Below are 18,612 nucleotides of genomic sequence, written 5' to 3'. Positions count from 1 at the left end.
GCTCAGGCGAACGCGGCGTCGGCCGCCTCGACCTCTTCGCGGGTGATGCCGAGGAGGAAGACGATGGCGTCCAGGTAGGGCACCGAGAGGGACGTGTCGGCGGCGTCCCGTACGGCGGGCTTGGCGTTGAACGCGATGCCGAGGCCTGCGGCGGCGAGCATGTCGAGGTCGTTGGCGCCGTCGCCGATCGCGACGGTGTTGGCCAGCGAGATCCCGGCCGCCTCGGCGAAGCGGCGCAGCGCCGCCGCCTTGCCCGCGCGGTCGACCACGGGGCCGGTGACGCGGCCGGTCAGTCTGCCGTCGACGACCTCGAGGGTGTTGGCGGCCCAGTAGTCGATGCCGAGGTCGGCGGCGAGCTTGTCGATGACCTGGCTGAAACCGCCGGACACCAGCGCGAACCGGTAGCCCAGGCGCTTGAGCGTCCGGATCATCGTACGGGCGCCGGGCGCGAGCTGGATGGACTCGTATACCTGGTCGAGCGCCGACGCGTCGACACCTTCGAGGAGCGCGACGCGCTGCTCGAGCGAGGCCGCGAAGTCGAGCTCGCCACGCATGGCGGCCGCGGTGACGCGGGCGACCTCCGCCTCGCAGCCGGCGTGCGCGGCGATCATCTCGATCACCTCGCCCTGGATGAGAGTGGAGTCGACGTCCATCACGACGAGGCGCTGGGCGTGCTGGTGGATGCCGAGCGGCTGGACGGCGACGTCGACGCCCTGGCGTGCGGCCTCCTGCGCGAGGGCGCGGCGCAGCTCCTCCGGATCGGCGCCGGAGACGTCGAGGTCGATCGCGGTCACCGGGTAGCGCGCCATCCGGACGATCCGGTCGATGTTCCCGCCGGCGGCGGCGATCTGCGCGGTCACCCCGGCGAACGCCGACGGCAGCAGGGGAGCGCCCAGCACGGTGACGTGGCTGCGCCCCCGGCGACGGCCGCGGTTGTCGCCCTGCCCGTACGCGAGGTCGAGCTCCATCCCGAGCTCCTCGGCCACCCGGCCGAGCGACTGCTCGAACCCGACGCGGTCTGCCGGGACGGTGAGCAGCACGGCGAGGACGAGGCGGCCGCGCAGCACGATCTGCTCGACGTCGATCACCTCGACGTCGTGCGCGGCGAACGCCTCGAACAGCCGTGCCGTGACGCCGGCGTGGTCACGCCCCAGCAACGTCACGGAGACGGTGGGTGCGTCGAGCGGCGCGGTCGGTGTGGGGACGGGCTCGTTCACGGCTCCGAGGTTATCTGGGTCGACCAGCGTTGCAGGCGGCGACCAGCGCGTGCCGGGCCGTACGGGCGAGGTGGCGCAGGTGGGTCCCTCGCGCGTCGGCCTCCCACGCGGTGACGGCGCCGGACTCCGTCGCTGTGGCCAGCTCAGCGATCGCGAGGCAGCGCTGCGCGGTCGCGGCGAGCTCCTCGGCCCGCGGCGCGTAGCCCGGCGCGAGGAGCGGGTCCGCGCTGTCACGGATCCCCGACAGGGCCTCGCGGACCTCCGGCTGCCAGCGGGCGACGTCGAGGTCCAGGAGCTCGTCGGCCGTGCGCGCGAGCTCCGTGCGCAGCTCGCGCGACGCCTCGCCGAGGCCCGCGGTGTGCGGCGCCGGGTTGGCCTCGTACCGGTGCCAGAAGACCCCGCCGCCGATCACCTCCGGGACGAGCCCGACGCCCAGCCCGTCGACGACGAGCGCCTCGCCCACGTCGGTGGCCGCCGCCGTGAAGGCAGCAGGACCCGCGAGCCCGTACGGGTCGCCGGGCTCGGGCAGCGCGAGGCTCGCGCCCGTCGCGCCGGCGCGGCGCCACGCGCCCCAGGCGAGCAGCAGCGGCTCGGGCGGAGCGACCTCCGAGGTACGCCCTGCGGTGGTGCCGAGGACGTGGTGGGCAGCGTCGTCGCCACGCACGGCGTCGACGGCGGTCTCGAGAGGAGCAGCGCCGGTGAGCCAGGCGTTGAACCAGCACACCAGGCGCGCGGAGCGGGACAACGAGGACACGACGACGAGCCTAGGACGTCAAGGGAGAACCCGCGTCAGGCGGTGGACGACGCGGTGCCGTAGGTTGGGGGCGCCCACCCCAACGTGCAGGAGTAGTGCATGGCGCCCGTGCTCGAGCTCGCCGACGTCACCGTACGACGTGGCAACAACACCTTGCTCGACGACGTCAGCTGGACCGTCCGCGAGGGAGAACGCTGGGTCGTCCTCGGTCCCAACGGTGCAGGCAAGACCACGATGCTCCAGATCGCGTCGACGCAGATGCATCCGAGCGAGGGGACCGCGACCGTCCTCGGGGAGATCCTGGGCGCGGTCGACGTCTTCGAGCTGCGCCCTCGCATCGGGTACACGAGCGCGGCCGTCGCCGAGCGCATCCCGCGGTCCGAGCGCGTGCTCGACGTCGTCCTCACCGCCTCGTACGGCGTGACGGGTCGCTGGCGCGAGGAGTACGAGGAGTTCGACGAGGCCCAGGCGATGCTCATCCTGCGTCTGATGAACGTCGAGCACCTCGTCGACCGCACCTTCGGGACGCTCAGCGAGGGGGAGCGCAAGCGCGTCCTCATCGCCCGGGCGCTGATGACCGATCCTGAGCTGCTGCTCCTCGACGAGCCGGCGGCGGGCCTCGACCTCGGGGGCCGTGAGGACCTGGTCTCCAACCTGGGCAAGCTCGCGCGCGATCCCGAGGCCCCGGTCCTGGTGCTGGTCTCGCACCACGTGGAGGAGGTCCCGCCGGGCTTCACCCACGTGCTGATGGTGCGTGACGGCAAGATCACCGCCCAGGGCCCGATCGCCGAGACGCTGACCGCGCAGAACCTCGCGATCACGTTCCACATGCCGCTGATCCTCGAGGAGCGCGACGGCCGTTACGCGGCCCGCCGCGCGCCGCGCTGAGCCGACTCCTCCGCGCGGGGCGCACCACCGGTTTCGCACGTCCCCTAGAGTCACCGTCATGGACGGCTTCTGGGAGTGGCTCGGCGACAACGCCTGGGCGGCCTGGCTCGGGCTCGGCCTGGTGCTCGCGACCGCGGAGCTCGTGAGTCTCGATCTGGTCCTGCTCATGCTCGCCGTCGGCGCGTTCGCCGGGGCGGGCAGCGCTGCGCTCGGCGCGTCGATCGCCGTGAGCGCGGTGGTTGCGATCGTCGTGTCGCTCGCGATGCTGTTCCTGGCCCGCCCGTCGATGGTCAAGAAGCTGCACAGGGGTCCGGAGCTCAAGACGGGCACCAAGGCGCTGGTCGGGGCATCCGGCGTCACGCTCAGCGAGGTCGACGCCACGCAGGGCCAGATCAAGCTCGGCGGCGAGACGTGGACGGCGCGGTCGTTCGACCCCTCGGTGACGATCGGGCCGGGCACGAAGGTCGCCGTCTTCGAGATCGACGGAGCCACCGCTGTGGTCTATCCCGCGGAGTGAGGGACCCGCGCAGACCCTCAGGTGCCGTGCGCTAGTCTCCGGGGCACAGCATCCCGAGGCTCGAGGTGTCCCACATGACAGCGCTCATCATCCTGACACTGCTCGCGGTCGCGGTCGTCGTCGTTCTTGCGAAGTCGATCCAGATCGTTCCGCAGGCGCGTGCGGGGATCGTCGAGCGGTTCGGCAAGTACCGGACGACCCTCAACGCCGGCCTCAACGTCATCACGCCGTTCGTCGACAAGGTCTCGTTCAAGATCGACCTCCGCGAGCAGGTCGTGTCGTTCCCGCCGCAGCCGGTGATCACCGAGGACAACCTCGTCGTCTCGATCGACACGGTCATCTACTTCCAGGTGACCAACCCGATCGCCGCCACGTACGAGATCTCGAACTACATCCAGGCGATCGAGCAGCTGACGATGACCACGCTGCGCAACATCATCGGCGGCATGACCCTCGAGCAGACGCTCACCAGCCGCGACGAGATCAACACCAAGCTGCGGGGCGTCCTGGACGAGGCGACCGGCAAGTGGGGCATCCGGGTCAACCGTGTCGAGCTCAAGGGCGTCGACCCGCCGCCCTCCATCAAGGACTCGATGGAGAAGCAGATGCGCGCCGACCGCGACAAGCGCGCCGCGATCCTGCAGGCCGAGGGCAGCCGCCAGGCGGCGATCCTCGAGGCCGAGGGCGAGAAGCAGTCGCAGATCCTGCGCGCCGAGGGTGACCGCGAGGCTCAGATCCTCAGCGCCCAGGCCAAGCGCGAGTCGCAGATCCTGACCGCCCAGGGCGAGGCGCAGGCCATCTCGACCGTCTTCCAGGCGATCCACGACGGTCAGCCCGACCAGTCGCTGCTCGCCTACCAGTACCTCCAGATGCTCCCCGAGATCGCTCAGGGCGACGCCAACAAGCTCTGGATCATCCCGAGCGAGGTCGGCGACGCCCTCAAGGGGCTCGGGGCTGCGGTCGGTCAGATCCCCGCGGCGGTCGACGGTCCCCGCAAGCGCGTCTCGTACGACGAGGCGCCCGTGGACGAGGTGATGGAGCCCGATCTCACCGAGGCGCACCGGGCGGTGGACGAGGCGCTCGAGGCCGCGAAGGCCGCAGCGACGCCGGAGACACCCCACGGTCGTTCGGCCCTCCAGGCGGCGGCCACGGGCGAGGAGCCGGCCGAAGGGTGGGAGGACGACACCACCCAGCTCTGGGAAGACCCTCCCCGCACCGAGGGCTGACCGCGCGCGATCCGTCGTCAGCGGGTGGCGCTGACCACAGATCGGGCGCACACTGAGGAAAAGGTCAAGTCAGCCCCTCCTCAGGAGGTCGCCATGCGGTCTAGCAGCGTCCCCGAGCTCGTCCCGGTGCTCTCGCCGGGCAAGCACCGGAACCCCCGCAAGGGGGCATGCTTCATGGAGTTCGCGTCGTATCTCGCCGGCGAGAAGTGGAGCGACCAGCCGGCGTGCACCCACCCTCTGCTGGCCGGGCTCGCGCGCCTGGTCAACGACAACGTCACCGACGACACGCGCGTCACGATGGTGGAGCTGGTGCCACGCGTGGTCGGGCTCAACAGCCCAGATCCGCGCCTGCACGCGGCGATCTGCATCCGTGCGGCCACGATCGCGCTCCCGCTGTCGCCGCGCGCGCACCAGCGGGCGCTGGCTGTCGGGCTCCTCGCCTGCGAGCGCTACCTCGAGGAGACGGAGACGACGTTGCCCGAGGAGTTCACGCCCTTGATCGGCGAGGCGTTCGCTCAGGCGCCGAGCGCCGAGCAGTGGGCGCGTGGGTTCCGTCGAGGGCTCACGACGCACCCGAAGCACTTCGCACGACGCGCCGCCCCGCGCATCGTCCTCAACAGCGTCGACGGCGTCGTACGGTCGGTGAGCACCGACTCCGACGTCGTGCTGCGCCGGATGCTCGCCGAGGCCATCGGCGACTGCGAGCGTCTGATCAGTGCTGGTACGTCCCGAGAAGCGTCGCCCGCGCGAGCGTCTTGAACGCGAGGTTGAACGACACGACCGCCGGCGTCGCCTGATCGTCCACGCCCAGGCGCTCTTCGCCGACGGCGTGGACGACGAAGTAGTAGCGGTGCGGGCGGTCGCCCTCCGGCGGCGCCGCGCCGGCGTAGTCCGACGTGCCGAAGTCGTTGCGGACGTGGAACGCGCCGGCGGGCACGATGCCGCCCGAGCCGGCTCCCGACTCCAGCGCGCGCACGTCCCGCGGGATGTCGACCAGCACCCAGTGCCAGAACCCCGACGGCGTCGGAGCGTCCGGGTCGAAGCACGTGACGACGAAGCTCTTCGTGGTGTCCGGGAACCCCTCCCACGCCAGCTGCGGCGACCGGTTGCCTGCGGAGTACACCTGCGCCTCGTTCAGGGCGTCGCCGTCGCTCAGCTCGGTGCTCGTCACGGAGAAGGACGGCACCGGAGGGAGGAAGTCGTAGGGGTTCGGGGTCACCGCGCGGTCGAGCGTCATCGCATCTCCTGGAGGTCGGTTCGCTTCTCCACGGACGCTATCGCGTGAGCGCCCTCGGTAGCATCAGGGCGTGAAGCACGGACCCGGACTCACCCATCCGCCCTACCCCTCAGGCCTCGTCCTGGCGGGCCGGCGTGTCGTCATCGTCGGGGGAGGGCACGTCGCGGCGCGCCGGCTGCCGGCGTTCCTCGAGGCGGGAGCCGCGGTGACCGTGGTGTCGCCCGAGGTCGATCCGGTGGTCCGCGAGGCCGTCGACCGCGGCGAGGTCAGCCTCGTCCCTCGGGAGTACGAGTCCGGAGACCTGGACGGAGCGTGGTACGCGATGGCGTCGACCGACCGCCCTGCCGTCAACGCCGCCGTCCTCGAGGAGGCCAACGCGGCGCGGGTGTTCTGCGTCCGTGCCGACGACGCCCCGCTCGGGACGGCGTGGACGCCTGCCGTCGGTCACGTCGACGAGACGACCGTCGCCGTGCTCTCCAACCGCGACCCCGCCCGCTCGGCACGAACCCGTGACCGGCTCATCGCCGCGCTGCGCAGCCCCCAGGATGGCTGAGGTCATCGAGGTCGCCGACCCGTCCGACCCGAGGTTGCGCGACTACGTCGACCTGCGCGACGTTCAGCTCCGCAAGCTGCTGGAGTCCGAGCGCGGCGTGTTCATCGCGGAGGGCGAGAAGGTCGTCCGCCGCGCCTTGGAGTCGGGGCACCAGGCCCGTTCGTTCCTCATGGCGCCGCGCTGGCTGGAGACGCTGTCGGACGTGCTGGAGACCGCTGACGCGCCGGTGTACGTGATGAGCGAGAAGGCGATCGAGGGGGTGACGGGCTTCCACGTCCACCGCGGCGCGCTCGCGAGCCTCGACCGGCGTCCTGTCGCCCCGGTCGAGGAGGTGCTTGCAGGTGCCCGGCGCGTCGTCGTGGCCGAGGACCTGGTCGACCACACGAACATCGGTGCGGTCTTCCGCAGCGCCGCCGCGCTCGGCTTCGACGCCGTGATCCTGTCGCCGCGCTGCGCCGACCCGCTCTACCGACGCGCGATCAAGGTCTCGATGGGCTCGGTGTTCTGGCTCCCGTACGCCCGGGTCGAGGACTGGTACGGGTTCCCGGCGCTGCTGCGCGAGCTCGGCTGGACGAGCCTCGCGATGACCCTCGCCGAGGACGCTCGCGACCTGCGCGAGCTCGCCGGGACCGAGGTGGGGGAGCGGATCGCCGTGATGGTCGGCTCCGAAGGCGACGGCCTCTCCCCGCACTGGACGCGTAGCGCCGACGTCCGGGTGACCGTACCGATGGCCGCCGGGATCGACTCGCTCAACGTCGCTGCCGCCACCGCGGTCGCCTGCTGGGCCCTCGGCGGCACCCCCCACCCCAGCGCCTAGCGCCCGAGGGAGCGGGAGGTCAGAGGTCGTGGGCGCCGCTGACGCGGGCGACGGCGGGCCACTCCGGCGGGTAGTCCTCGGCGATCGCCTCGGCCTGCTTGTAGAGCTTCTTGCGCGCCCGCGAGGAGACGCGGTCGCCGAAGACGGTGCCCATCAGGTGGTCGGTCTCGTGCTGCAGGCAGCGCGCGAGCGTGCCGCCCTCGCCGACGTACGTGACGGGCGTGCCGGTGTGGTCGGTGCCGTCGACCTGCGACCAGTCGGGCCGCGCGCAGAACGTGTACGCGCCGGGCAGCGAGAGGCAGCCCTCCTCGCTGTCGTCGAGGTTGCGGTCGCCGGCGTCGGGGAGCGTGAGCACCGGGTTGCACACGACGCCCGCGACACGCTTGCCGGCGCCGTCGGTGCAGTCGAACACGAAGACCTGGAGGTCGACACCGATCTGGTTGGCGGCGAGCCCGGCGCCCTCCGCGGCGTACATCGTGGCGAACATGTCCGCGACGAGCCTCTCCAGCTCCTCGTCGTACTCCGTGACCGGCTGCAGCTTGTGGTGCATCACGGGCTCACCCCACCGGGTGATCGGACGTACGGTGCCTCCGGAGGGCAGGGTCACGGACAACGGGGGCTCCTTCAAGGGCGTACGAGGCCTGCGGGGACTGACGGGGGAAGGGTATCTCGACAAGAATCACGGGTTGCTGTGCACATTTGTGCAACTCAGAGTTACAGTAGGCCCCAGTCCTACTCGTATGACTCACCAGGAGACGCTGTGACCGCGCACTCGACGCGCCGAGACCCGATGAGCAAGGGGCTCGCCGTCCTCAACCGGATCGCCTCACTCCCCGTCCTCGACCGGCTCAACCTGCGCGGCCCGTCCGAGCAGGCGGTCTACCACGGCGCGCGCGTCGGGTTCCGTACGGCCGCGGCGGTCAGCCGGGGCTTCACCCGGGTCCCCGGCAAGGGCGCCCCGGTACGCCCGGTGGCCGCGCGCGAGAGCGGGATCTTCGACCTGACGCCGACCGAGGACCAGCAGATGCTCGTCGGTCTCGTCGACGAGTTCGCCGCCGAGGTGGTGCGCCCCGCCGTGGAGAAGGCCGAGGCGGCCACCGACACGCCGAGCGACCTCGTCGCCGCCGCCGCCGAGCTCGGTCTCCCGCTCCTGGGCCTGCCCGAGGACCTCGGCGGTCTTGCCGCGGAGCGTTCGGCGACCACCGGTGCGCTGGTCGCCGAGGCGCTGGGCAAGGGCGACATGGGCATCGGCGCGGCGCTGCTGGCCCCCGGCTCGGTCGCCACCGCGATCGGCCTGTGGGGTGACGCGGCGCAGCAGGCGACTTATCTGCCGGCGTTCACCGGTGCGGACGTCCCCGCCGCCGCGCTGGCGGTCGCCGAGCCGTACGCGCTGTTCGACCCGATGGCGCTGCGCACGACCGCCCGCAAGGTGCCGGGCGGGTACGTCCTCGAAGGCGTGAAGTCCGGCGTGATCCGCGGCGCTGCCGCCGAGCTGTTCGTCGTCGCCGCACGGCTCGACGACGATCGCCACGGGCTGTTCGTCCTCGAGTCGACCACCCCAGGGCTCCTGATCGAGACCGACCCGTCGATGGGTCTGCGTGCGGCCGCGCTCTCTCGCCTCGTGCTGGACGGCGTCACGGTCAGCGACGACGCGCTGCTCGCCGAGAGCGTCGACGGCTACGCCGACTCGGTGCGCCTGGCGCGCATCGCGTGGAGCAGCCTCGCCCTGGGCGCGATGCGCGCGGTCCTGGACTACGTCGGCCCGTACGTGAAGGAGCGCAAGGCGTTCGGCGAGCCGGTCGCGCACCGCCAGAGCGTCGCGTTCATGGTCGCCGACATCGCGATCGAGCTCGAGGGCGCCCGGCTGGCGACGCTGCGCGCCGCCTCGCGCGCCGACCTCGGGATGCCGTTCGCGCGCGAGGCTGCGCTCGCACGCCGGCTCTGCACGGACTACGGCATGAAGATCGGGACGGACGGCGTCCAGCTGCTGGGCGGGCACGGGTTCACCAAGGAGCACCCGGTCGAGCGGTGGTACCGCGACCTGCGTGCCGTCGGCGTGATGGAGGGCGGGCTCCTCGTCTGAGGGGGCCGCAGAAGAGGAAGAGCAGCAGATGATCAATCTCGAGACGCCGAAGAAGTTCCGTACGTTCGTCGAGCAGGCCCATCGGGTCGCGACGGAGTTCCTTCGCGCCAACTCGCGCAAGTACGACCTCGCCGAGCACACGTACCCCAAGGAGCTCGACATCCTCGCCGCCCTCGTGGACGGCATGGGCGACTCTGGGGAGGGGCAGGGCGCGGGCGCCACCGGAGTGCGGCGGGCCTCCGGCGACAGCGGTGACGGTGTGCGCAACGCCTCCAACATGGCGTCCGTCCTGTCCGTGGCCGAGACGTGCTGGGGTGACGTGGGCCTGACGCTGTCGATGCCGCGGCAAGGCCTCGGCAACTCGGCCATCGCGTCGGTCGCGACCGATGAGCAGCTCGAGCGCTTCAAGGGCATGTGGGCGTCGATGGCGATCACCGAACCCGCCTGCGGGTCGGACTCGGCCGCGATCACGACGACCGCCGTGAAGGACGGCGACGCGTACGTGCTCAACGGCGAGAAGATCTTCGTCACCTCGGGGGAGCGCAGCGACGCGGTCGTCGTGTGGGCAACCCTCGACAAGTCCCTCGGCCGGGCCGCGATCAAGTCGTTCGTGGTCCCGAAGTCGCTGCCCGGCATCACCGTCGAGCGGCTCGAGCACAAGCTCGGCATCAAGGCCTCCGACACCGCGACGATCGTCCTCGACAACTGCCGCGTGCCCGCGGAGAACCTCCTCGGCGATCCGGAGGTGCACGTCGACAAGGGCTTCGCCGGCGTCATGCAGACCTTCGACAACACCCGCCCTCTCGTCGCGGCGATGGCGGTCGGGTGTGCGCGCGCCTCGCTGGACCGTACGCGCGAGATCCTCGAGGAGGCGGGCGTCGTCGTGGACTACGACCGTCCCGCGATGGCGCAGTCCGCGGCGGCCGCGACCTTCCTGCGGATGGAGGCCGACTGGGAGGCGGCCTACCTGATGATGCTCGAGGCGGCGTGGATGGCTGACAACCGCAAGCCGAACTCGCTCGAGGCGTCGATGGCCAAGGCGAAGGCCGGCCGCGTCGGCAACCAGATCACGCTCACGTGCGTCGAGCTGGCGGGGACGCTCGGCTACGGCGAGGACGAGCTCCTCGAGAAGTGGGCCCGCGACTCGAAGATCCTCGACATCTTCGAAGGCACGCAGCAGATCCAGCAGCTCATCGTCGCCCGACGCGTCCTGGGCCTGAGCTCGGCTGAGCTCAGGTAGAGACACCCTCGTGCCCCAGGTCGGCCGCCTCACCGACCGTCCTGGACCCGTCACGGCGACGTGGCGCTCCCAGCCCCGGCTGCTGCCCCCGCGCCGGGGCTGGGGTGCGCGTGCCGACGCTTCGTGACATCACCGATGCCGACGGCTGCGGGCTGGTTACCCTTGCCGCTATGACCACGCCTGCGCAGGTGCCGTTCGACCTCACGCACGACGTCGAGTACGAGGTGACACGGCTGCTCCGCCGCGCTCGGCTGCGTGGTCTGGGGACGATCGCCCAGATCCATCCCGAGCTCGACTTCGCCTCGTACCTGCTGCTCGTCGCGATCTCCGACGCCAAGCCGGGAGGTGGCGGCATCCGCGGGTCCGACCTCGCCGACGCCGTCAGCGTGCACAAGTCGACGGTCAGCCGCGGCATCGCGCAGCTGGAGCGGCTCGGCCTCGTCGAGCGGGTGCCCGACCCGACCGACGGCCGCGCCCGCCTGATCTCCCTCACCCCCGTCGCGGCCGAGCGGATCGCCGCCGTCCAGGCAGCACGCCGCGCCACCCTCGCCCGCGCCATCGCCGACTGGGACGAGCAGGACCTGGACGTCCTCGCCCAGCTCCTCGGCCGTCTGAACGCCGGGCTGGAGAGGCCCGTGGAGTGAGGTCCGCAGGGATCTCTGGGAGGGTAGGAGCATGAGCAATCTCGAGAAGCCAGTCATCGAGTTCCCCGAGGGCGACGAGCCCGAGGACCTCGACATCCTCGACATCGTCGAGGGCACCGGAGCCGAGGCGAAGCCCGGCGACTACGTGACGGTGCACTACGTGGGAGTCAAGTTCCGTGACGGTGCCGAGTTCGACGCGTCCTGGAACCGCGGAGAGTCGATCCGGTTCCCGCTCCAGGGCCTCATCCAGGGGTGGCAGGAGGGCATCCCCGGCATGAAGGTCGGAGGGCGCCGTCAGCTGACCATCCCGCCGCACAAGGCGTACGGCCCGGCCGGCGGCGGTCACCCGCTTTCGGGCGAGCCGCTGATCTTCGTGATCGACCTGCTGGGCGTCGGCTGAGCGACACCGACGAGCCTGGGCGGGGGCCGCGGTCGGACCGGCCGCGGCACCCGGTCAGGACCACGGCGTGACCGGACGCTCCTGCGCCACGCCGTCGACGCGGCGGTCGACCCGCTCGTCGAAGAAGGCCACCATCCCCGCGACCGGGGTCGCGTCGTGACGGGGCGAGGGGTAGGACCACGCGACGTCCTGACCGACCTCGCCCGGTGACGCGTACGACCAGGACCGCGCCGTTCCCTTGTACGCGCACACCGAGGTGGTGTCCGACGCGTCGAGGAGGTCGTCCCTGACGTCGTCCCACGGCAGGTAGTACCGCGGCGGGAGCCACGTCTCCAGGAGCATCACGGGCCGGCGGCTGTCAGCGAGCACCTGCCCGTCGACCGCGACCTCGACGTGACGGTCGCTCGCGAGACAGTCGATGCGCGAGAACGGGTCGTGCGGATGGCCCACCATCTCCTCGTCCTCCTCCAGCCAGTGGTCGAACGCCGCCCAGTCCAGCACCACGTACCCGCGCAGCGCGGGGTCGTCGGGAGCGAACGCGGCGCCGTCGAGCACCGCCTCGGGCGTACGGAGGTCGAGCGCGGTGCCGTCGGTGGTGTGGGCACCGAAGCCGGTGCTCGGGTCGAGCACGGGCGATCCACCCTCGTCGATCTGCACGGCGTGCTCCTCACCGCGCCCGGCGGCGGCGTCCACGGTCTCGGCAGCGACGTGCGCGACCGGGACGGCGTACGAGGGCACGATCCGGCGCGGTTCCCAGACGAGCAGCGCCGCGGTGCTGTCCACGACGGTCGTCGTGCCGACGAGCGCCCGGACCCGCTGAGGCACCGGGTGCGCCCTCAGGTCCTCGCGCGCGGCCCCGAGCGTGTCACGCATCCACGTGGTCATCCTCTCAGTGTGCGCGTACGGGGTGCCGGGCGCGCGGAGCATGCGCACCCCGCCGGTACGGTAGAGACGATGAGCAACTTCTCGGGACGTCCTCCGCGACGCGCGGCCCTCACGGCGGGTGGCGCGCTCGCCGTGCTCCTCGCCGTCTCGGCCTGCTCCGCAGACGAGCCGGCCGATCCCGGCCCGAAGGAGCCGGCCGAGCCGACGCTGTCCAGCCTGGGCGAGCTGTCGGGCCTCACGATGATCGACACGTCGTGGGAGAGCTTCCGTACGGCGAAGGTGACCGCGGTCACGGGGCGCCCGGACTCGCGTGCCGTGGACGTCACGTACGAGGCGAGCGACGCCACGTGCGAGCGCTTCGCGGGCTTCGCCGAGGACCGGACCGACGACGAGCTCCAGGTGACGATCGTGATCGGGCGGGAGGACGGCTGCGAGCCGGGCGCACCGGTCCCCACCACCACGTCGATCCCGCTCAAGGAGCCTCTCGGCACGGTGACGCCGGTCGCCTCCCCGTTCTCCAAGGAGTCGATCGCGATCGGATGAGCCGGTCTGCGCTCAGCCGATCGCGTCGATGAGCTTCGTCACCCGCTTGGCAGACACCGTCGTCGCGGTGCGCAGGCGCTGGGCGAAGAGGCTCACCCGCAGCTCCTCGAGCGCCCACCGCGCCTCGAGCACGGCGTCGGAGCGGCGCTCGACGTCGGGGAGGTTCTCGACGACGTCGTAGAAGCGGGCCTCCAGGTCCTGGACGGTGTCGCGCTTGTGCGCCTCGCTGCGGTCGTCGGCGTGCTGCAGCCGGTGCGCGGCGGCACGGAGGTAGCGCGGCAGGTGCCGCAGGTGCTCCAGCCCGGTCTCGGCGACGAAACCGTCGTACACGAGCCAGGAGACCTGCACCTCGACGTCACGCACGATCTGCGGCTTCGCGGTGCGGTAGCGGTCGAGATCGCCGCGCAGCGCGCCGAGGTCGGAGATCGTGCGTTCGACCTCTCGTGCGACGGCGAGCGTCTGGGCGTACCCCTCCGAACGCACCTGCTCGCGCAGCAGCGCGAACGCCTCACCGTCGCGGACGACCGCCCGCCCGGTGACGGCGTCGATGCCGGCCAGGACGCAGTCGGCCATGAGCAAGGACGTCGACCGGTACGGCGCGCCGGCGAGGACGAGCAGCGACCGCGTGCCGAGGTCCTTCGAGACCTGGGCGGCAGGCGAGCTGGTGTTGAGCGCGAGGAGCCTGCGCACACCCTCGCGCATCGCGATCTCGGCGTGCTGCGCCGACGCGAACACCTTGAGGTCGACGTGCGTGACGCGGTCGACGAGCGCCGGGTACGCGGTCACCTCGTGGCCGCGGCTGGTCGACGTCACCTCCGAGGGGATCGTCCCGAGGTCCCAGGCGAGGATCCCGTCGCGCTCGATGCTGCTCGACGCGGCGGCGATCGTGGCACCGACCTTCGGACGCAGCGCGAGGCGGAGGCTGTCGAGGTCCTTCCCGCGTGCCACCTCGGTCTCCCCGTCGAGGACGCGGAACGTCACCCGCAGGTGCCGGGGGAGGGAGGACAGGTCGAACGTCTCCGGCTTCACCACGTCACCGGTCAGCGCGCGCAGCCCGGCCGACATCGCCTCCGCGACCGGCAGCGAGGTGTCGAGCGGCAGCGCCATCAGGCGTCGGGCGACGTCAGGTGCAGGGACGAACTGCCGCCGGACCTGCTTGGGGAGGCCGCGCAGCAGCGCCGTCACCAGCTCCTGGCGGTATCCAGGGACGCCCCACAGGAACGCGGTCTCGTCCAGGTCGGCCAACCGCTCCAACGGCACGTCCACGGTGACGCCGTCGACGTCGCTGTCGGGCTCGAACGCGTACGACAGCGGCAGGGCGAGGCCGGCTGACTCCCAGGTCGTCGGGTAGGCGTCGAGCGACACGGTGTCGGCCTCGTCGCGGACCAGGTCCTCCGGAGTCAGGTCGAGGAGGTCGGGCTGGCGTCGGCGTGCCTTCTTCCACCAGGAGTCGAAATGGCGGACCGAGACGACCTCGGGTCCGACACGCTCGTCGTAGAACGCGAACAGTGCCTCGTCGTCGACGCGGATGTCGCGTCGGCGGACCCGGTCCTCGATGCCTTCGATCTCGGCGAGGACCTCGGCGTTGTGAGTCCAGAACGGGTGGTGGGTGCTCCACTCGCCCTGCACGAGCGCGTGGCGGATGAACAGCTCGCGCGCGACCTCGCGGTCGACCTTGCCGTACGAGACGAGCCGGTCCGCGACCACGGGCACCCCGTACAGGGTCACGCGTTCGTGCGCCATGACGGCGCCGCGGCGGCGCGACCAGTGGGGCTCGGAGTACGTGCGCTTGAGGAGGTGCGCGCCTTCCTCCTCGATCCACGCGGGCTCGACCTTGGCGACCGTACGGGCGAAGAGACGTGAAGTCTCGACGAGCTCGGCGGCGACCACCCACTGCGGCGGCTTCTTGGCGAGGCCGGAGCCGGGGAAGAGCGCGAAGCGGGCGTTGCGGGCGCCGAGGAAGTCGCGCGTGTCGCCCTCGCGGAGCCCGATGTGGGAGAGCAGGCCGGCGAGCGCGGCCTGGTGGACCCGGTCGGGGTCGCCGGGTGTGCTGTTGAGGTCGAGGCCCATGCCGCGGCACTGGTCGCGCAGCATCGCGTGGACGTCCTGCCACTCGCGGATGCGCAGGAAGTGGAGGTACTCGTCGCGCACCATCCGGCGGAACGCGTTGCCCGAGAGCGCGCGACGCTGCTCGCGGAGGTAGTTCCACAGGTTGAGGTAAGCGAGGAAGTCCGAGGTCGAGTCGCTGAACCGCGCGTGCTTCGCGTCGGCCTGCTGCTGCGCCTCGAGCGGCCGCTCGCGAGGGTCCTGGATCGACAGCGCCGAGACGATCACGAGCATCTCGCGCAGCACCCCGTACGAGGACGCCGCGACCAGCATGCGCGCCAGGCGCGGGTCGAGCGGGAAGGCGGCGACCTGCCGCCCCGTCTCGGTGAGCGACGAGCGCATCCCCCTGGCGCCCTCGGTGAGAGCGCCGAGCTCCTCGAGGAGGCTGACGCCGTCGCGCACGGCACGCTGGTCGGGCGGGTCGAGGAACGGGAAGTCCTCGACCGGGCCGAGGTCGAGCGAGGCCATCTGCAGCAAAACGGCGGCGAGGTTCGTGCGGAGGATCTCCGGGTCGGTGAACTCCGGGCGGCCCTCGTAGTCCTCCTCGGAGTAGAGGCGGATGCAGATGCCGTCCGAGGTACGCCCGCAGCGGCCGGCGCGCTGGTTCGCGCTGGCCTGCGAGACGGGTTCGATCGGCAGCCGCTGGACCTTGAGCCGCTGGCTGTAGCGGGAGATGCGGGCCGTGCCGGGGTCGATGACGTACCGGATGCCGGGCACGGTCAACGACGTCTCGGCGACGTTCGTCGCGAGCACGATCCGGCGCCCGGTGTGGGGTTCGAAGACCTTGTGCTGCTCGGCCGCCGACAGCCGGCCGTACAGCGGGAGCACCTCCGTACGCCGCAGCTTGCGGTCGCGCAGCATGTCCGCGGCGTCGCGGATCTCGCGCTCGCCCGACAGGAACACGAGGACGTCGCCGTCGGACTCGCGTCCCAGCTCGTCGACGGCGTCGCTGATCGCAGCGAGCACGTCGCCGTCCTCGCGCTCGGCGAGCGGACGGTAGCGGACCTCGACGGGGTACGTCCGCCCGCTGACCTCGATGATCGGCGCCGGGTTGCCGTCGGCGTCGGCGAAGTGCTCGGCGAACCGCTGGGGGTCGATCGTCGCGGAGGTGATGACGACCTTGAGGTCGGGCCGCCGGGGGAGGAGCCGCTTGAGGTAGCCGAGCAGGAAGTCGATCGTCAGCGACCGCTCGTGCGCCTCGTCGACGATCACGGTGTCGTAGCGCAGCAGCAGCGGGTCGTCGTGGATCTCGGCCAGCAGCACGCCGTCGGTCATGACGCGGACGAGCGTGTCGCGGCTCGAGCGGTCGTCGAAGCGCACCGCGTAGCCGACCTGCTCCCCGAGGCTTGACTTGGTCTCCTCGGCGATGCGGGCGGCGACGCTGCGGGCGGCGATCCGCCGCGGCTGCGTGTGGGCGATCGTGCCGCGCACCCCGCGGCCGAGAGCGAGGGCGATCTTCGGCAGCTGCGTGGTCTTGCCCGAGCCGGTCTCGCCGGCGACGACCACGACCTGGTGCGCCTCGATCGCGTCGGCGATGTCGTCGCGACGGTCGGTGACGGGCAGCTCGGCGGGGTACTCCAGCGCCGGCACGGAGGCCGCCCGGCGGGCGACCCGACGTTCGGCCGCCTCGACCTGCTTCTCGAGCTCGGCGATCTCGTGCGTACGGCGGCCCGCGTCGCGCTGGGACGCGGCGCGGTCCAGGCGGCGGCGCAGGCGTCGCTCGTCGCGCAGCGACACCTCGCGCAGCCGCGTGCGCAGCTCGCCGACGGTCATCCGAGAACCCCTAGGGCTGTAGTGATCAGGGAAGGTTCAGCGCGTCCTTGAACAGCGCGTACCCGACGAACGCGACGATGTCGAGGACCGCGTGCGCCACGACCAACGGGACGACGCGCCCGGTCCGCTGGTACCAGTACCCGAACACGATACCCATCACCGCGTTGCCGAGAGCCGGCCCGATGCCTTGGTAGAGGTGGTACGAGGCGCGGATCACCGCGCTGGTCGCGAGCACCGTCCAACGGTTCCAGCCCAGCTGGGTCAGCCGCCACATCAGGTACCCGACGACGATGACCTCCTCGAGCACCGAGTTCATCAGCGCCGACGCGAGGAGGACGGGGATGCGCCACCAGTGGTCGTCGAGCGCGCTGGGGACGATCGTCGCGGTGATCCCGAGCGCGCGCCCGACGAAGTAGAGGCCGAGCCCCGGGATGCCGATGAGCGCCGCGAGGCCGACCCCCCAGCCCGCGTCGCCGGCCGCCGAGCCGCGGCCGATGCCGAGCACGCGGCGCGGACGGTCGCCCGACCGGACCAGCAGGTACAGCACGAGCGCGACCGGCATCAGCGCGAAGCCGATGCCGAGCACCTGGTACGTCAGGTCGAGCCACGGACGGTCGCTGCGCGAGGCGTTGAGCGTCGCCGTCTGCTCGGCCAGCGGCCCCCGGGTCAGCTTCGCGATCAGCGACACCGTCGCGTACACGCCCGACTGCAGCAGCGAGAGCAGGAGGACGATCCAGACCTCGGTGCTCAGCAGCCGCCGCTCGGGGGCGGCGACGCGGGCGGGATCGGGGACGAGCGTGCCCGGGAAGGCAGGGGCCACCGGACTCAGAGCTTCTTGGCGGACAGGGTGTCGCAGGCGTTGAGGGTGCCGGCCTCGTACCCGGCCAGGAACCAGCGCTGGCGCTGCTCGGCCGAGCCGTGGGTCCAGCTCTCCGGGTTGACCCGCCCGGTGGCCGACTCCTGGATGCGGTCGTCACCGACGGCGGCGGCGGCCGAGAGGGCCGAAGAGATGTCGGACTTGGTCAGCGGCTTGATCAGCGTGGTGCCGTCCTCGTCCTGGGTGTTGGCTGCGTGGTGGGCCCACACGCCGGCGAGGCAGTCGGCCATCAGCTCGACCCGTACGGCGCCGGAGGTCGGGCCCTGACGGTCCTGCTGCGCGTACTGAAGGACGCCGAGGATGTTCTGGACGTGGTGACCGTACTCGTGCGCGACCACGTACATCTGCGCGAGAGCGCCGTCGTCGGCTCCGAAGCGTGACGTCAGCTCGTCGAAGAACGCCGCGTCGATGTAGATCTGCTCGTCGGTCGGGCAGTAGAAGGGACCGACCGCGTTGCTCGCGGTGCCGCACGGCGACTGGGTCTGCCCCGAGTAGAGGACGGTGTAGGCGTCGCGGTACTGCCGGTTCGCGTCGGCCGGCAGGGCGTCACGCCAGTAGTCCTGGACGCTGTTGACCGTGCCGACGATCCGGCAGGTCACGTCGCGGTTGGCGTCGGCACCGGTCTGGCACTGCGAGAAGTCCGCCTCGGACGCGCCCGCCTGCTGGACCTGCGAGGTGTCGAATGCGGCGCCGCCGCCCTGGTCGAACGGGTTCACGCCGAGCAGGAGGCCGATGACGAGCAGGATGATCGAGCCGGCACCACCGCCGATGAGAACTCCGCCTCGGCTGGAGCCCCCGCTGCGCACCTGGCTCGTGTCGAGATCGGCGCCTTCGTTGAACGTCATGGTCGGA

Annotated in this window: 19 protein-coding genes; 11 read left to right on the top strand and 8 right to left on the bottom strand. The window is 71.6% G+C overall.

What is annotated here, in order from left to right:
* Positions 1–2 precede the first annotated feature (2 nt).
* Both serB and NYZ95_RS17825 read right to left on the bottom strand, forming a co-directional pair.
* Positions 3–1,217 (bottom strand): phosphoserine phosphatase SerB, encoded by a 1,215-nt coding sequence (gene serB, locus NYZ95_RS17830; protein ID WP_262852681.1) that lies wholly within the window; start codon positions 1,215–1,217, stop codon positions 3–5.
* A gap of 10 nt (positions 1,218–1,227) precedes the next feature.
* A complete protein-coding gene (locus tag NYZ95_RS17825) occupies positions 1,228–1,971 on the bottom strand; it encodes an Rv1486c family protein (protein ID WP_262852680.1) in 744 nt (247 codons plus the stop codon).
* A gap of 99 nt (positions 1,972–2,070) precedes the next feature.
* Between NYZ95_RS17825 and NYZ95_RS17820 the strand changes: the two genes are divergently transcribed.
* The 4 genes from NYZ95_RS17820 to NYZ95_RS17805 all read left to right on the top strand — a co-directional run bounded on the left by NYZ95_RS17820 (position 2,071) and on the right by NYZ95_RS17805 (position 5,361).
* Entirely contained in the window at positions 2,071–2,859 is a 789-nt protein-coding gene (locus tag NYZ95_RS17820; protein ID WP_262852679.1) for an ABC transporter ATP-binding protein, read from the top strand.
* 58 nt (positions 2,860–2,917) lie between these two features.
* Positions 2,918–3,376 carry an NfeD family protein gene (locus NYZ95_RS17815; RefSeq protein ID WP_262852678.1) on the top strand — a complete coding sequence of 153 codons (459 nt, stop codon included), beginning with the start codon at positions 2,918–2,920 and terminating at the stop codon, positions 3,374–3,376.
* A gap of 74 nt (positions 3,377–3,450) precedes the next feature.
* A complete protein-coding gene (locus tag NYZ95_RS17810) occupies positions 3,451–4,602 on the top strand; it encodes an SPFH domain-containing protein (protein ID WP_262852677.1) in 1,152 nt (383 codons plus the stop codon).
* A 93-nt stretch (positions 4,603–4,695) separates the two neighbouring features.
* Complete coding sequence (locus NYZ95_RS17805) at positions 4,696–5,361, top strand: hypothetical protein (protein ID WP_262852676.1); 666 nt, start codon at positions 4,696–4,698, stop codon at positions 5,359–5,361.
* On the opposite strand, the gene NYZ95_RS17800 is transcribed toward NYZ95_RS17805, so the two are convergent.
* Positions 5,315–5,839, bottom strand: a complete 525-nt coding sequence (locus NYZ95_RS17800; RefSeq protein WP_262852675.1) for a YbhB/YbcL family Raf kinase inhibitor-like protein — start codon at positions 5,837–5,839, stop codon at positions 5,315–5,317. The two genes, NYZ95_RS17805 and NYZ95_RS17800, sit on opposite strands and share 47 nt — an antisense overlap.
* A 70-nt stretch (positions 5,840–5,909) precedes the next feature.
* On the opposite strand from NYZ95_RS17800, the gene NYZ95_RS17795 reads away from it, so the two are divergent.
* Positions 5,910–6,392 carry a precorrin-2 dehydrogenase/sirohydrochlorin ferrochelatase family protein gene (locus NYZ95_RS17795; RefSeq protein WP_262852674.1) on the top strand — a complete coding sequence of 161 codons (483 nt, stop codon included), beginning with the start codon at positions 5,910–5,912 and terminating at the stop codon, positions 6,390–6,392.
* Positions 6,385–7,209, top strand: a complete 825-nt coding sequence (locus NYZ95_RS17790; protein ID WP_262852673.1) for a TrmH family RNA methyltransferase — start codon at positions 6,385–6,387, stop codon at positions 7,207–7,209. The genes NYZ95_RS17795 and NYZ95_RS17790 overlap by 8 nt, the downstream gene beginning before the upstream one ends.
* A 19-nt stretch (positions 7,210–7,228) precedes the next feature.
* On the opposite strand, the gene def is transcribed toward NYZ95_RS17790, so the two are convergent.
* Positions 7,229–7,822, bottom strand: coding sequence for a peptide deformylase (gene def, locus NYZ95_RS17785; protein ID WP_262852672.1), 594 nt, complete (start codon positions 7,820–7,822; stop codon positions 7,229–7,231).
* A gap of 147 nt (positions 7,823–7,969) precedes the next feature.
* Between def and NYZ95_RS17780 the strand changes: the two genes are divergently transcribed.
* From NYZ95_RS17780 to NYZ95_RS17765, 4 genes are all read left to right on the top strand, one after another.
* Positions 7,970–9,292 carry an acyl-CoA dehydrogenase family protein gene (locus tag NYZ95_RS17780; protein ID WP_262852671.1) on the top strand — a complete coding sequence of 441 codons (1,323 nt, stop codon included), beginning with the start codon at positions 7,970–7,972 and terminating at the stop codon, positions 9,290–9,292.
* 28 nt (positions 9,293–9,320) lie between these two features.
* A complete protein-coding gene (locus NYZ95_RS17775) occupies positions 9,321–10,532 on the top strand; it encodes an acyl-CoA dehydrogenase family protein (protein ID WP_262852669.1) in 1,212 nt (403 codons plus the stop codon).
* 170 nt (positions 10,533–10,702) lie between these two features.
* Positions 10,703–11,176: a MarR family winged helix-turn-helix transcriptional regulator gene (locus tag NYZ95_RS17770; protein ID WP_262852668.1), complete on the top strand. Its 474-nt coding sequence runs from the start codon at positions 10,703–10,705 to the stop codon at positions 11,174–11,176.
* Positions 11,177–11,207: 31 nt separating this feature from the next.
* The gene (locus tag NYZ95_RS17765; RefSeq protein WP_262852667.1) at positions 11,208–11,576 is read left to right on the top strand and encodes an FKBP-type peptidyl-prolyl cis-trans isomerase; all 369 of its coding nucleotides are present in this window, start codon (positions 11,208–11,210) and stop codon (positions 11,574–11,576) included.
* A 54-nt stretch (positions 11,577–11,630) separates the two neighbouring features.
* On the opposite strand, the gene NYZ95_RS17760 is transcribed toward NYZ95_RS17765, so the two are convergent.
* Complete coding sequence (locus tag NYZ95_RS17760) at positions 11,631–12,461, bottom strand: DUF427 domain-containing protein (protein ID WP_262852666.1); 831 nt, start codon at positions 12,459–12,461, stop codon at positions 11,631–11,633.
* 69 nt (positions 12,462–12,530) lie between these two features.
* On the opposite strand from NYZ95_RS17760, the gene NYZ95_RS17755 reads away from it, so the two are divergent.
* Positions 12,531–13,004, top strand: a complete 474-nt coding sequence (locus tag NYZ95_RS17755) for a hypothetical protein (RefSeq protein ID WP_262852665.1) — start codon at positions 12,531–12,533, stop codon at positions 13,002–13,004.
* Between the two features lie 12 nt (positions 13,005–13,016).
* Here the strand turns inward: NYZ95_RS17755 and hrpA are convergent, their stop codons facing one another.
* The 3 genes from hrpA to ypfJ are packed head-to-tail and all read right to left on the bottom strand — an operon-like array spanning position 13,017 to position 18,605.
* Positions 13,017–16,883, bottom strand: a complete 3,867-nt coding sequence (gene hrpA, locus NYZ95_RS17750) for an ATP-dependent RNA helicase HrpA (protein ID WP_262852664.1) — start codon at positions 16,881–16,883, stop codon at positions 13,017–13,019.
* Positions 16,884–16,908: 25 nt separating this feature from the next.
* Positions 16,909–17,703, bottom strand: coding sequence for a CPBP family intramembrane glutamic endopeptidase (locus tag NYZ95_RS17745; RefSeq protein WP_262852663.1), 795 nt, complete (start codon positions 17,701–17,703; stop codon positions 16,909–16,911).
* 5 nt (positions 17,704–17,708) lie between these two features.
* Positions 17,709–18,605, bottom strand: a complete 897-nt coding sequence (ypfJ, locus tag NYZ95_RS17740) for a KPN_02809 family neutral zinc metallopeptidase (protein ID WP_262852662.1) — start codon at positions 18,603–18,605, stop codon at positions 17,709–17,711.
* Positions 18,606–18,612 lie beyond the last annotated feature (7 nt).

The sequence above is a fragment of the Mumia quercus genome (assembly GCF_025506335.1).
GTDB lineage: Bacteria > Actinomycetota > Actinomycetes > Propionibacteriales > Nocardioidaceae > Mumia > Mumia quercus.
Note: the sequence above shows the minus strand (reverse complement) of the source record. Positions and strands in the feature narration are given on the sequence as shown.

Excerpts from the sequence above, each read along its gene's own strand:
- NYZ95_RS17800 (WP_262852675.1), bottom strand. The coding sequence starts at position 5,839 with ATGACGCTCGACCGCGCGGTGACCCCGAACCCCTACGACTTCCTCCCT.
- NYZ95_RS17815 (WP_262852678.1), top strand. The coding sequence starts at position 2,918 with ATGGACGGCTTCTGGGAGTGGCTCGGCGACAACGCCTGGGCGGCCTGG.
- NYZ95_RS17775 (WP_262852669.1), top strand. The coding sequence starts at position 9,321 with ATGATCAATCTCGAGACGCCGAAGAAGTTCCGTACGTTCGTCGAGCAG.
- NYZ95_RS17765 (WP_262852667.1), top strand. The coding sequence starts at position 11,208 with ATGAGCAATCTCGAGAAGCCAGTCATCGAGTTCCCCGAGGGCGACGAG.
- NYZ95_RS17790 (WP_262852673.1), top strand. The coding sequence starts at position 6,385 with ATGGCTGAGGTCATCGAGGTCGCCGACCCGTCCGACCCGAGGTTGCGC.
- NYZ95_RS17805 (WP_262852676.1), top strand. The coding sequence starts at position 4,696 with ATGCGGTCTAGCAGCGTCCCCGAGCTCGTCCCGGTGCTCTCGCCGGGC.
- NYZ95_RS17810 (WP_262852677.1), top strand. The coding sequence starts at position 3,451 with ATGACAGCGCTCATCATCCTGACACTGCTCGCGGTCGCGGTCGTCGTC.
- NYZ95_RS17820 (WP_262852679.1), top strand. The coding sequence starts at position 2,071 with ATGGCGCCCGTGCTCGAGCTCGCCGACGTCACCGTACGACGTGGCAAC.
- NYZ95_RS17770 (WP_262852668.1), top strand. The coding sequence starts at position 10,703 with ATGACCACGCCTGCGCAGGTGCCGTTCGACCTCACGCACGACGTCGAG.
- ypfJ (WP_262852662.1), bottom strand. The coding sequence starts at position 18,605 with ATGACGTTCAACGAAGGCGCCGATCTCGACACGAGCCAGGTGCGCAGC.
- NYZ95_RS17760 (WP_262852666.1), bottom strand. The coding sequence starts at position 12,461 with ATGACCACGTGGATGCGTGACACGCTCGGGGCCGCGCGCGAGGACCTG.
- hrpA (WP_262852664.1), bottom strand. The coding sequence starts at position 16,883 with ATGACCGTCGGCGAGCTGCGCACGCGGCTGCGCGAGGTGTCGCTGCGC.
- NYZ95_RS17755 (WP_262852665.1), top strand. The coding sequence starts at position 12,531 with ATGAGCAACTTCTCGGGACGTCCTCCGCGACGCGCGGCCCTCACGGCG.